Below are 12328 nucleotides of genomic sequence, written 5' to 3'. Positions count from 1 at the left end.
TTCTGCCGCTGGTCTATAACGCCAGCGAAAGCGAAATTCTTTCCTGGCGTATCCCCCGCGCGCTTAAACGCTATGAACTTGCAGTGATGAAACTGGGAGCAAAATCCGGTGGCCGATAAAAAGATTTCAGTATTGCTCAGTGCCAGAGACATTATGACTCCGGCGTTTACATCTGCGGGTGGTGCCGTTGAAAAAATGCGCCGCAGCGCCGGTGAGCTTGGGGCAGCCCTCAGTCAGTTAAAAAAACAACAGAGTGATGTTTCTGCATATCAGGCGACAGAGCAGGCACTGACAGGGACAAATCAGAAACTCGCCGAAAATAAAGCGCGTCTTGAGGCATCCGGTGCCGCACTGCGTGAGGCGCTTGCAGAACAGCGCCGCTATCAGATCGGGATTGCCACTGCCGAAGATACGCTGCGTGAGCTGGATATTGAGATTGCCCGCAATGGTAAGCTGACGGCTGACCAGCGTGTTGCTCATATCAGTGCCACGCAGGCGCTGGAGCAACTGCGCCCGGCATATAAAAACGCCACAGCGGAAGTGAAGATCAAACGCCGTGAGGATAATGCTGCCCGCCGCGAGATGACATCACTCACGACTGCGGCTGAAAAAGAGCGGTCGCGGCTTCAGTCGCTTGACAGCGCGCTGCAAAAAGCGGGTATTAATACCCGAAATCTGGCGCAGGAACAAACCCGCCTGTCGTCAGATACCGGGAAGGCCAGTGCCGCACTGAAACGGCAGGAAGATCGTATCATCGCCATGAACAAGGCACAGGCGAAGATGCAGGCAAACAGTGCGAAGCGACAGCAAATTAAAAATAATGCCCTTGGTGTTCTTGCGGCCACCCCGGTAGGCGGTGTTCTCTCCACTGCTCTCACCGCAGCTCCGGTAATTGGTGCGGCTAAAAAGGCAGTGGACTACGAGTATGCATGGTCTGATGTGCAGAAAGTGACCGATTTTAAAAACAAGGAAGAAGAACAGGCGGTCATGAAAAAAGCCCGTCTTGCCGCGCAGGAACTGGGTATCGATCAGGTAGGCATGACGGATATTCTGGCTTCTGCCGGGCAGGCGGGTGTCGCAAACGGTGCAGACGGGAAAGTTGATCCTGAACAGTTACTCCGGTTCGGCGGTGACGCGGCAAGAATGTCTGTGGCCTTTGGTATGACCGCTGCTGAGACAGGTGATGCCATGGCAAAACTTCGTACTGGTATGAATATGAACCAGGACGAACTTATGGATATGGCAAACTTTGTCAACTATATCGGTAACTCTCAGGCATCCACTGAAAAGGATATTCTGGAAGTTCTCCGCCGTCAGGGCGGGATGGCAAAGGTGGCAGGCTTCAGCAATAAATCTGCTGCGGCACTGGGTTCAACACTGCTTTCAACGGGTGAAACTCCGGAGACGGCGGCTACCGCCTTAAAACTTATCTCAACCCGTCTGACATCGGGCAGCGCGGCCACAAAAAGCCAGCGTAAAGCCATGGAGGCAATAGGGCTGAGTCCTGAAGTGCTGGCAAAAGATATGCAAAAAAATGCGCCAGCAACATTGATGAAAGTTCTTGGAAAGATTAAAAAGCAACCACTCGCACAGCAGTCCGCGCTGATTAAACAGATGTTCGGCGATGAGGCTGCCGGTCCGATCGCGAAACTGATCACCAACCTGGATTTGCTGAAAAACGCATTCAGGATGACGGGTGATGAAGCCAACTATGCCACCTCACTGAATGATGAGTATGCGAAGAAAGCCGCAACCCGCAAGGCAACACTTGACCGGCTGAAGTCGTCCTTTGAAAACCTGACTATCACGTTAGGCGACATGGTGCTTCCGCTTATCGATAAGTTTGCGCCAAAACTCCAGGAAGCAGCCGCAGATTTTTCCACACTAATAAATGAGTCAGAAAAAGCCAGAAACGTTATCAAAGGCACGGCGATGGCGATAGGCGGTCTGATTGCGCTGAAGTTCACTGTCGGCACGTTTAAATTTGTCGGGACGCTGATAAGCGATCTGATTCAGTTCGGGAAACTCGGAAAAGCGAAACTCGGCGGCCTCGGTGGTGCAGCAAACAGAACATCAGATTCTGCCGATCGTGCTGCCCGTGCGCTGGCGAGAATGAACCGTCAGCTTGACAATACTGCCAGATATGGCGCGCAGGGCAGGGCTGGTGGTGCAGGAACAGCGGGATCACCGGAAGGCCGTGCGCGTAACAAAGGGAAACCGGCAGGAACAGCGGGCCGCAGAGCACCAGGTGCCCGCCGTCCCGGACGGGTGCGCGCAGGCGGTGGTGTTGCGGGCATGGCCGGTAGCTGGATAGCAATGGGGGTCATGGATCTGGGTTTTGACCTGTTCAGCCATGACGATGCGCCTGTTGCGGCAGACAGTGAAACGCCGGGCAATGCAGGCGCTGCCGGTGATGCCGCCACCACTGTGACGCCTGTTCCGTCTCCTCTTCTTACGTCGCCGTCTCCTGGCGGGCTTCCGTGGCAGCAGCCACCAGTACCAACAACATTTCAGCCGTTGCAGATGCCTGCCACTCCTGCTGACTCAACACCAGGGGCAGCCTCCGGCGCGGCACCTTCTGACACGGCGAATACTACAGGGACAACGGATGTATTACAGGTGGCAGGCGATGGTATCGGCCTTGCACAGACCGGTTCGGCACTGATGTCCACAGTGTCAAAAACTGCCGGACGGTTGTTTCTGCCGCTGGCGCTGGCGGGTGGTGCAATTGATACAGCCTCCGTTGTGATGAATGGCGGTAATGCGTCTGAGGTTGGTGGTGCGGTCGGTAGTACGGGTGGCATGCTGGGTGGTGCTGCGCTTGGCGCTTCGATCGGGACAGCCATTGCCCCTGGTATTGGTACCGCCGTGGGTGGGGTGATTGGTGGTATTGCCGGAAGCGAACTCGGTCAGAAAGTTGGCGAGGTCGTTGGTCCGTATATCAAAGATGGCTGGGAAAGTGTGAAGAGCTGGTTCAGCAGCAATGATGTGACGCCCGCCATTGATGCTGCTGCCGCTGAAAAGGCAAAAAATGAGGCGGTTGCTGCCGGGCCAAGTTTTCAGTTCAGTATAGAAAACAGTCCCCGTTTTGACGTGAAAGCCTCCGGCGATCCTGCGCAGGATAACGCGCTGGCACAAAAAATAAAGGAGATCCTCGAACTTAATCAGACAAAACTTGTTTATGACATTCATGCCAGTCTTGGCATTGATTCGCGAATGAATGCATCACTTAGCGGCCAGAGGAGTGATTAATGCCAGATTTCAGTTTTATCACCAGTCAGTACATCAGCCCGGAATCTGAACTGTCGCCGACACAGTTTGTTCTTGGTGATTTTGTATTCAGCCTGCCTGAGAACAGTCCGGCCGCGTCGCTCAGCAGACGTTACGATGGTGGATGGACAGTCATTGATCTGCTGAACGAACTGCCGTGTCAGCAACAGACGGGCAGGAAACTTGATGAATGGGTCATTAAATGTGAGTGGTTCCTTGACGAAGGGCAGGCCAATATTGAAAAACTGGTCAGGTTGCGCGATAACAAAAAGCCCATGTCACTGGTCAGGGGGGATGGTCTCCTGCTCGGCCGGTTTGTACTGACGGGATTTGATGTTGATGAAAACTGGCTGGGACAGCAGGCCAAATCCATAAAACAGGGCGTCACCATTAACATTCGCGAGTTTGCCAATAAACCTGTCGAACAGGAAAAGGAAGGGAAAAAACATGCTGAGGAACTGATGGAGGCAATAAAGCCAGATCAACCGTCACTGTCAGAAATCATAGAAAGGGGTAACCGATGAAAGTACGCTGCCGGGATCGTGACACACCGGGAGATATTGCCTGGATTAAGCTTGGTCGCGATGACGATGAAACCGAGCAACTGATATATGATCTCAATCCTCATCTTCACCAGTACGGGCGAATCCTGCCTGTTGGCGTGGAAATCACCCTTCCTGATCTGACATCAGAAACGACAACTGAGGCTGACGAGCAGGTAACCGTATGGAGTTAGGATTCACACCTGTACATTATTGCGAGGGGCCGGGGGCTGATATCATCAATGGTCGTATGACCGGATTTGAGCGTATTGATGTCAGCAGCGGAAAAGAAACGGATCGCCTGGTACTGACTGTTGATGTGACCGGGATTAAGGGTATCCCTGAAAAGGACAGTGTTCTTACCTGGTACGAAGGCTACAAAGAGAGTGGTGTGGTGAAAATTGGTAAGTTTAAGATCACCACTATCACGCCACAGCTCTACCCCCGTATTATCACGATCACTGCGACATCTGCCCCGTTTGATCACAAAGACCTTACCGGGTTCCGTGAGCGCAGAACAAGGTCGTGGGACGATACCACGCTTGGCGCTATTTTCCAGCAGATCGCCGTAGAGCACAATCTTTCTCCCCGCATGGATCCGCAACTGGCAGACGTGTACTGTTACCATGCTGATCAGATTAACGAAACGGATTCAGCCTTTCTGAACCGACTGGCGGAGGAGCATGATGCTGTGGCAAAGCCTGTTAACGGCGCTTATATTCTGGCACTGCGTGGGGAGAGCAAATCCATCACCGGAATAACGTTACCGGTGATAAAACTCACCTGCCCGCCTGAAAACATACCGGGTAATCAGCGCTTCATTCAGTGCTCTGTAGACGAGCCAGGGAAGAAAAATGTCAAAGGAATCCGGATCAGGTACACTGACGAGGCGACAGGGAAAACCCATACGATTGAGCAGGGTGATCCGCCGTTCAGGACGATGCCTGCTGTTTTTGAAAATAAGGAGCATGCAGAAGCCGCACTCAAGGGAGGAAAGCGCAAGGCAAAACGGAACCGTTCGAAGATCCGCCTTGATATACCCGGAGATCCTTACATTGCCGCAGAGGGAATCCTTGAAATGGATGACTCTTTTCCTGATGGTATGCGTGGACGAGTGAGTATAGATCGCGTTGAGGTAAGATGCAGCAGGGGTGATGGGTACAGGATGAGCATTACCGCCAGCAAGCCAGTGGCTGACAAAAAATGAAACCATTACGTTGCATGGCCTACCCGCAGGAAGGTGTATACATTGCTGTCTGCCTGGATCTTTCTTTGGCCGCTCAGGCAGACACAATGCAGGAAGCGATGAAGAAGCTGGATGAACAAGTCAAAGATTATCTTACTGAAGCCCGGTCTGATCCAAAATATGCGGAGCAACTGCTTAGCAGAAAAGCGCCACTGTCTTTGTGGGTGAAGTATTACTGGCTCCAGATAAAAACTAAACCCGGCCACTGCGCCGGGTTATTCATCGGTTAATTCCTGTGCCGCCATTCCCATGGCGGAATAGGGTGACTGTCAGCCCACAGGCCGCGCTTCTGTTCACTGGCTTCTCTTTGCAGGGCAGGCAGCGAATGATCTGTATTGTACTTGTCGTATACCCACGCGGCACCTGACTGAACCATATAGCGGTTTGCCTCAATACCGCTGGTCGTCACTACCCGACCAAGTATCCGCCCGTAGCGATCTGTTTGCGTGTATGTCACAGAAACAAATTCCCCCGCCACCAGGCTTTTAAGTTGATTTGACGACCAGCGCCCGAAAGGTTGTTTTCTTTCAGGCGCATCGATGTTCACAAGCCGGATCCTGACTGGCTTTTTGTCCTGCAATATCTCGATCGTGTCGCCATCGATAACCCGGATGACGTTCCCCCGCATTTGTGATGCCAGCAACGAGCAGGGGAAAAGAATGACAATCAGGTATCTGTATGATGATCGCATCATTTATAACTTGATTTCGCAGGCGTTTATAAAGTCATTTGTTGCTTTTGTAGCGCCTCTGACGTTTCCTGAGAAAGCGGCTTTATAACCACTTTCATTAAAACGCACTCTAACGGTAAATTTTTCTTTTGCATTTTGTATTTGTTTTATCACTGATATTATTCCTTCAGAACCCTTTATGCCTGCTTCTTTCGTGCCTACCTGAATGTATTTATAATTTCGCCTTGATGCTGAACCTTCGAATCTGGTTGGTTGATTATCATCAACTTTAACAACTAACATAAGTTGCATAGGATTTACAATGTTTAATTTGCTATCCTCTACAACGAAGTTAATTTCTAAGCTTTCTTTTGTACAATCAAAGGTTAATGCAGCTTTACTGGATGTTGTACCAAGCATCATGGCTGTTCTCCCGGAGGAAAATAAATCCTCTCCGGTGGTTGTAATCCAGTCCGCATGAGCCAAAGGTGAAAGCGTTGATACAGCTAAAATGATCAGTGGTTTTATCCTTTTAATCATAAATCGTATCCATGCAAAAGTTTTCAATATTGTCCATTCTGGCAAATTGGCAGGTTGGTGAAACCTGGCTTGTGAGCCATATAGAGCGGCGCACAGGTTGGCGTTTTCGGTTCGTAAGTATCCTCTGTTTCAACAGTTTCTTCTGTTACTTCTGGAGCCGCTTTCTGTGTTTTCTTTCTTGGTTTTGTTTTTTTAGGCGATGTCTGTGGCTGGTTGTTATCGAATAAGTCCTGCTCTACGCCGTAGCCAGAACACTTTCTTTTTGAGCGACTGAGTTCACCATCTCTGCAAACAAACTTCCCGTCTGCTGTGCAATGAGATATTCCACCCTTTGAGCCTGAACATGGTTCATTCCTTGCGTTAACAGATGGAATTACAAACATCAGCATAAATACTGACAGAATAGCCCTGCGCATATCCATATCCTTACGCCAGTAACGAGATTATTACCTAACACGCTGTATTTGCATTAGCAACAATAAAAATCTGAAAATGGCCTGGCTGCTGAAAAATAAAAAGCGGTGATATCACCATCATGCTCCGTGATATCACCTGTTCCGCTGGCAGTGTGCATTGGTCAGATGTCAGAGCCTTCCACGTCTCAGCCTGGGCAGAACCCGCCGCCAGTCTGCATCTGCGGCGCTGTCCGGGTGCGGAATGACAGACTGGGTTTCCCGCTCAAGAATTCGCCTTCCGTCCTCCAGCGTCATCCGGTACTCAGAGGCCATCGCGTAGAAGCCAGCCGCATACTCGGATTTGATAGACTCCAGCGCCGGGTAAATCAGCTCGATGTGTTCCCGCATGTACTCAGCGGCGTTCCACAACCAGCACAGAGCGCAGAGGTCTGCGCTGGTGAAGTGCCCCTGCGCGAGGGGTTTACCGCCTGCCAGGTACTCCCCCTCCAGTCCGTTCAGGAACCCGACAGCCTCACTAACCTGCTCTGGTCTTAGCTGGTGGATGTGCTCAACCCCGAAGCGCTGGTGAACCAGCTTCCAGATGTCGGGGTAAATCTGACCAACGCCGATGGTGATGAGTCGCTCTACAGTCTGGCGCAGGGGGATAAGTTGCCTGGCGGTGCACTGGCGAACCTTGCGGATCTGCTCAGCCGTTTCCTTCTGGCTGAAATAGCAGTCTTCCAGCTTTTCGAACACTTCCCACGCCTGATCGGTTTCGAGCATTTTGGCGTGACGGGCAGCACCGCGTTCTGTCCAGAGCACGAGAGATCGAACGTTGCGGGCAATTTTCACAGAGTAGCTTTGAGATACTCTGTGCTTAAGTTCACGAAGCTCTCCGCCTTCCACCAAAAAATAATGCTTCCCTGCAACAAATCTACTCTCGTTACGGGAATGGTTTTGACGGATTCGAACGGATTCAGTGCCATAGAGTTGCGCCAGCAGATCGGTTGTGATTACTGGGATCTGATTGTGCATAATCGGAGAAATAGTTTCTGCGGAGATTTGAGTGGACATAGTGATTTACCTTTACAGTTAGGATAATCACCACCGTCAGGTTCGAATCTTAGGGTGGTGAGACGTACAGGGTTCGAACTACCGGCTGTAAAGACCCGGCGAGCCTTGCGGCTCCCCTGCACGCCCCACCATAACGCGAATGTGGCCGTGCTTAACGCACAAAAAAACCGCGAAACGCGGTATGCGTCTCTACAGATATCCGGGGTTCGAATCCCGGCAGCCGATTTTGCGGCTGCACCTGTAATATAGCCCCGGATAAATTCGCTGTCAAATGCTTACTTTCACTGCCAGCGGCTCACGCTGTACATCCGGATCCATTTCCAGCCGGATTTCCAGCGCCATCAGCAGACCATCAAGGATGCCCTCAGCGTTGGACAGCTTTTTGCCTATGTGCGTATCAGAACAATGATGCTCGTACGCCAGTTGCATGAGTAACCCATTTGCAGAAGCGGTGTGGTACTGATCCTTTCTTCACTGCATCATGACAGCGAAGAATCAAAGTGTACATTCCTGATTCGCTAACAACCGCCACTTCTTGGGTGCCGCCAAGGGTGTAGGTTAAAGCGACATCCTTTTCATCGTCGTCTAGCCTAAAAAAATCCCCATATCATTGGGTGATATGGGGGGATTAATGAAAAGACAACAATTGCTACAGTAATTACATGGAGCCTTGAATGTAACAACTATGAATTAAATGGCAGTTAAACATGCGTGAATTATTATCAGGAGGGGGATTTTTTACGTTCTGTGGAGTTTGGGGGCAAAACATGCTGTGGCGATCGCTTACAAGACTGCTTGTTACTGGGATTGAGTTGAAATTCTATTGGGCATACATGGGATGTTTTTAATGTTAAAGTCGCTATGTGAATCAATTCCACCCCACATGGGTTGATTTGCCACGACGCCCGGAGCTGTGCACTCGCGGGCGTCATCATTTCCATATAGCCAGGTTTAGATATTGTATGAATACTTAATCCTTAGTTGGTTTTGTCGCCGGGTTATTGTACAAACCAGTCATCCGCATTTTCCCATGCATCCTGGAGGGTTTCCTGCACAAATGCTTTAGCGTTGTCTTTATCAGGAGCACGGAGAACAGATAATCCATCAGTACCAGCCTTTTTAACGATGATTTCAACTTCCTCATACCGCTGGCTGATTCTTCTTGTCATTTCGATCCTGAGAGCCTCCATTGATCCTTTCGGCATCTTCTCAGCCTTTTCTTTAGCAATACTTATCTCAACACGCATGATAGCTTTCCTTTTTACTGTCTGGATATACAGTTATTTATCTGGTTATTTATACAGTGTCAAGGTGGTTATGCATCATGTTGAGGGGGGAATTTTAACATTCTGTGACGTTTTGGGGCAAAACGTAATGTGGCGATTGTTTGTAAGACTGATGGTTACTGGGATTTAGTTGAAATGTTATGGGGCATCCATGGGACATTTTAAATCATCAAAGTTCGCCAAACTTCACTAACATACACTTTCGACATTATCGTAACCAATTGAAAATTAGCGCTCCTGGACGATATTTGTCGATTTCAAAGAAGTAACAAATACATTGTTCATGTATTAGGCTACCTTGCTACAGCAAGCTTTTGACGTAAACGTCAATGTCGCTGATATATTTCTCTGTTCCTGGAGCATCCTTTTCACGGATAAGATGTTCCAGCGTTTCACATAACTGCTTGCCGGGTACCAGATTTAGCATGGCAAACACACCTTTAAGCCGGTGTGCGGTCTGCGCCAGCGCTGCAAAATCATGCGCTGACGATTCAGTATACAACCTCTGCACATCATCCGGTACCGTATCAACAAACAGCGCGTAATAGCCGCTGGCGTGGAGTTCGGCGTTTTCACTTACGCCGGCCGGAGGGGCTTCCACGATCTCATCCTGAGCCAGTTGCTCTTCGATAAGTTGTAGTACAGCTTCCTGCATGGCATTACTCATATTGAAGTTTACACGCAACTGGCCAGGGCCGATTTTGCGAATGCCAGCCTCATCATCGCTTAAAAGCAAGCCTGAGGCAGTAAGATTAGACGGATTATCAGTTAAAAAGAGATCATAATCTTGACTTACGAGTCGCTCGTCAGGCGAAATGCAGGTCGCCCCCCAATTTTCGAGCTGTCGTACGACAATCGTCCGGATCTCACTGGAAGTGATATCAGTCATCACCACCACGTCATCCAGCAGGCGCTCTTCTGATTCCATAACCTGAGCGCGTGGCGCCATTTTAACATGGACCGAATAACGGGTACCGAGAGTTTCTCTGGATTTTATGTTCAAATGCCCGCCCAGCTTGCGCGCCAGCTGATCGCATAACCAGAAGGTGAGTGCGTTCGCTTTTCCGTAACGGTCTGACTGCGTATCGTTCAGGAATGGGAAGTGCAGATTATCAATTTCGCTATTGCTGACCCCGTCACCCGTATCGAGGATGCGGAAAGTCAGCCGGTCTTCTGCTGATTCGTCAGTGCTCACTTCAAGCGTAATCTTGCCGATCTGTGTCGTGGTCACGGCATACTGAATTAACAGCAGCAGGATCCGGCGCAACGCATCGCGATCACCATGACGCTGTTCATTAGCAGGCAGAGAGTTGTTAATCAATAGCTGCAAGCCTTTGCGTTTGATCACCGGCAGGACGTCTGGCACCACTTCATCAATCAGATCCTGAATAGTGAACAGCGTCGCGTTGCCTTTCCAGCTGTCGTTTTCCAGCAGGTTGGCGAGCTGGATTTCATCGACCAGGCGAACCAGCATGTCAGCGTGGTTTGCCAGTTTCAGCGCCTCATCGCCGCCGATTGCCGCCGCTTCCGTGGCGAGCGAACGCACAGGCTCTTTCAGCGCCTCGCCAATGTTCTGCATAAAGGTGGCGCGACCCTGCTGGTTTTTCTCGTACAGGCGCTGCGCCTGCTTGAGTTTTTTATTCACCAGCACTTCACGGTCCTGATCGCGAATAATGAATATCTGCGTGCGCGGCGCAACCTGGCTGCGGAACTGGCGGATCTCATAGAGCTCGTTGTTAATCGTCGCCTGAATCACCCCCTGATGCTGATCAGCCATACTGGTGATGTTTTGCAGATTCAGGTGCGGTAGCAGATGGTCGGCGATTTTATTGCTGATGATGGTCCGGTTGGACTCCTGGTCGTGTACCAGCAAACCTAACGGCAGCAGTGAGACAATCTCTTCATTTATTGCTTTTAGCGCCCGCATTTCACTGCTTGCCGCCACAGGGGGCGTGGCATCACCCTGATGACGACCGGGCTGGTTGCGGAATGTGGTAAAGCCGAATAGTGCCAGCGCCAGTAAACCAATGTTAAGCAGCAGCGGTAAAAGGATGTTCTGCAGCGTGTCGAGCAACAACGTGCCGAATGGCACCTGCCACACCAGCCGCATGCCGGTGGTGTTCACCGAAGACGAAATCTCAATGCGTGAACTGTTAAAGTTGATGCTTACGCTGTCGGCGGCTTCTTTATCCTGATTTCGTGCGGCGGTATTTTGCGTCAGGTCCTGCTCCAGACGGAAACTGTCAAGCATCATGCCTGGTGGGATGAGATCGTTAATCGGCAGATCAAAAGCCACCACTGTCGCCAGATGGCCGGGCTGGTTGAAGGTCGTGCGTAACGTAAAGTAATAGCCGTTCTGCCATGCCAGACGGCGCAACGACGAGAAGGTTTCGCGTTCATCCAGCGTATTGGCCTGCTGTAGCATCTCGGCACGGCGGGAATCGACGATGTTACCGATGGTGGATTCCTTAAAACCGGACGAGAGATCTTTCAGCGGCAGGGTGGAGATCAGGATCAGGCTGTTGTCCTGACCGTTGAGATAATACATTGACCATGGCACGACTTCCGCGCCCCACAGCGTATCCAGATAACTGGACATCTTTTGTGTGATGTCGAGCGTCGCGCTGTCATGAGAGCCGAAAATCAGGGCTTCCGTTTTACGACGTGGTTTTTCCAGATAGTAGACATCCTGCTTGAGGCGCGTCTCCTGCAGGCCGTCGCCGGATGCGCTGGTGGAACTGGCCGCGATGTTGTCATAAATCTGCCAGGTGGCGTAGCGCCAGGTGTCGATACGCTTATGCAGCGCATGGGTGACATCGACAATCTGGTAGCTTCTGTCCTTCAGCCAGGCGTTGACCGCGCTCTGAATCATGACGCCCATCGTCACCAGCAGAACGATGATCATTAAGAGAAAGAAACGCGTGATGCTGCCTGGTATCAAGGAGAATTTGTTCGGGATCATCGTGTCGGAGTGACTCATTATTGTGTGTAACCCATTATGGCAACGGTGCCATAAGCTGTCAGAGCCTGTGGCAAAAGCGTTCTCGCCGGGCAATGTCCTGCTGGCAGTATAAAGGCTGTTACGCCAATTTCCAGACTCATACGCCAATCCAGCGCAATTTTTAACCCGCTTTCAGGCGCTTTTATGATGACCGAGATTGAGAAGCTATATTTGTACATTTTTACATCTTTTGTACAAGAATTTGATAATGATCATTAAAAAATAGCACGAAATAACAAGCAATTAATTTTGTTAGGCACCTAATGATAATTTTTATTTGCAGATCGAATTAGTTAATAGTCGT

The 12328-nt window shown here is 50.5% G+C and carries 12 protein-coding genes and 2 pseudogenes; 5 read left to right on the top strand and 9 right to left on the bottom strand.

Features of this window, described 5'->3' with window-relative positions; genetic code table 11:
- Window positions 1–153: 153 nt before the first annotated feature.
- Genes GTGU_RS05935 through GTGU_RS05915 form a run of 5 tightly spaced genes read left to right on the top strand, consistent with a single transcriptional unit; the run spans window position 154 to window position 5288 of the window.
- Window positions 154–3252 (top strand): phage tail tape measure protein, encoded by a 3099-nt coding sequence (locus GTGU_RS05935; RefSeq protein WP_038154888.1) that lies wholly within the window; start codon window positions 154–156, stop codon window positions 3250–3252.
- Window positions 3252–3794, top strand: coding sequence for a phage tail protein (locus GTGU_RS05930; protein ID WP_038154887.1), 543 nt, complete (start codon window positions 3252–3254; stop codon window positions 3792–3794). Before GTGU_RS05935 ends, GTGU_RS05930 begins: the two co-directional genes overlap by 1 nt.
- A complete protein-coding gene (locus GTGU_RS05925; protein WP_038154885.1) occupies window positions 3791–4006 on the top strand; it encodes a tail protein X in 216 nt (71 codons plus the stop codon). The genes GTGU_RS05930 and GTGU_RS05925 overlap by 4 nt, the downstream gene beginning before the upstream one ends.
- A complete protein-coding gene (locus GTGU_RS05920) occupies window positions 3997–5019 on the top strand; it encodes a contractile injection system protein, VgrG/Pvc8 family (protein ID WP_038154884.1) in 1023 nt (340 codons plus the stop codon). Before GTGU_RS05925 ends, GTGU_RS05920 begins: the two co-directional genes overlap by 10 nt.
- Window positions 5016–5288: a DUF1902 domain-containing protein gene (locus GTGU_RS05915; protein WP_051857300.1), complete on the top strand. Its 273-nt coding sequence runs from the start codon at window positions 5016–5018 to the stop codon at window positions 5286–5288. Before GTGU_RS05920 ends, GTGU_RS05915 begins: the two co-directional genes overlap by 4 nt.
- Here the strand turns inward: GTGU_RS05915 and GTGU_RS05910 are convergent.
- The 9 genes and pseudogenes from GTGU_RS05910 to GTGU_RS25295 all read right to left on the bottom strand — a co-directional run bounded on the left by GTGU_RS05910 (window position 5285) and on the right by GTGU_RS25295 (window position 12203).
- Window positions 5285–5752 (bottom strand): thermonuclease family protein, encoded by a 468-nt coding sequence (locus tag GTGU_RS05910; RefSeq protein WP_072011918.1) that lies wholly within the window; start codon window positions 5750–5752, stop codon window positions 5285–5287. The genes GTGU_RS05915 and GTGU_RS05910 overlap by 4 nt on opposite strands.
- Window positions 5753–6295, bottom strand: coding sequence for a hypothetical protein (locus GTGU_RS05905; protein WP_156964071.1), 543 nt, complete (start codon window positions 6293–6295; stop codon window positions 5753–5755).
- Window positions 6292–6684 carry a YdcA family protein gene (locus tag GTGU_RS24365; protein WP_072011917.1) on the bottom strand — a complete coding sequence of 131 codons (393 nt, stop codon included), beginning with the start codon at window positions 6682–6684 and terminating at the stop codon, window positions 6292–6294. Before GTGU_RS24365 ends, GTGU_RS05905 begins: the two co-directional genes overlap by 4 nt.
- Before the next feature lie 168 nt (window positions 6685–6852).
- A complete protein-coding gene (locus tag GTGU_RS25305) occupies window positions 6853–7737 on the bottom strand; it encodes an ORF6N domain-containing protein (RefSeq protein WP_084222749.1) in 885 nt (294 codons plus the stop codon).
- 267 nt (window positions 7738–8004) lie between these two features.
- A pseudogene (locus GTGU_RS25300) lies at window positions 8005–8166 on the bottom strand (antiterminator Q family protein); the annotation flags it as partial.
- A gap of 1 nt (window position 8167) precedes the next feature.
- Window positions 8168–8326 (bottom strand): annotated as a pseudogene (locus GTGU_RS25645) (BRO-N domain-containing protein); the annotation flags it as partial.
- Window positions 8327–8735: 409 nt separating this feature from the next.
- Window positions 8736–8984, bottom strand: coding sequence for a DinI-like family protein (locus GTGU_RS05885; RefSeq protein ID WP_038154881.1), 249 nt, complete (start codon window positions 8982–8984; stop codon window positions 8736–8738).
- Between the two features lie 340 nt (window positions 8985–9324).
- Window positions 9325–12003: a phosphotransferase RcsD gene (gene rcsD / locus GTGU_RS05880; RefSeq protein WP_084222748.1), complete on the bottom strand. Its 2679-nt coding sequence runs from the start codon at window positions 12001–12003 to the stop codon at window positions 9325–9327.
- Window positions 12003–12203, bottom strand: a complete 201-nt coding sequence (locus GTGU_RS25295) for a hypothetical protein (protein ID WP_084222747.1) — start codon at window positions 12201–12203, stop codon at window positions 12003–12005. Before GTGU_RS25295 ends, rcsD begins: the two co-directional genes overlap by 1 nt.
- Window positions 12204–12328: the final 125 nt, after the last annotated feature.

This window comes from Trabulsiella guamensis ATCC 49490 (assembly GCF_000734965.1).
Taxonomy (GTDB): Bacteria; Pseudomonadota; Gammaproteobacteria; order Enterobacterales; family Enterobacteriaceae; genus Trabulsiella; species Trabulsiella guamensis.
The sequence above is the reverse complement of the archived record's forward strand: the minus strand, read 5'-3'. Positions and strand labels throughout refer to the sequence as shown.